We start from the raw sequence: 459 nt of genomic DNA on the forward strand, positions 1-459 counted from the left end.
GTGCCAAGGAAGACCATGGCGACGAGCAGGTCGTTCCATACCCACAGGAACTGGAAAATGGCGAAGGAGGCGAGTGCCGGGAAGGACAAGGGCAAAACGATGCGAACGAAGATCTCGAAGTCGCTTGCGCCGTCGACGCGGGCGGATTCGATGATCTCCTTCGGCAGGCCGGCAATATAGGCCCGCAGGAGAAAGATGGCGAGCGGCATGCCGAAGGCGGTGTGCGCGAACCAGATACCGGGATAGGTCTTCGACGGCTGGCCGAGCATATTGCCGATCTCGTTGTAGAGGCGAAGCAGCGGGATGAGCGACATCTGCAGCGGCACGACGATGAGGCCGACGACGAGTGCAATCAGCAGCCCGCGGCCGGGAAACTCCATCCAGCTCAGAGCATAGGCGGCAAAAGCGGCAATCAGGATCGGGATGATCGTTGCCGGGATCGTCACCGTCAGCGAATTG

The 459-nt window shown here is 60.8% G+C and carries 1 protein-coding gene; it reads right to left on the bottom strand.

Annotation, left to right across the window (positions count from 1 at the left end; all coding sequences use genetic code 11):
• The coding region (locus tag AC5ZG1_RS44330) for a carbohydrate ABC transporter permease (RefSeq protein ID WP_496136560.1) at nt 1-459 on the bottom strand (459 nt) is incomplete at both ends.

Source organism: Bradyrhizobium sp. Leo78, assembly GCF_059512425.1.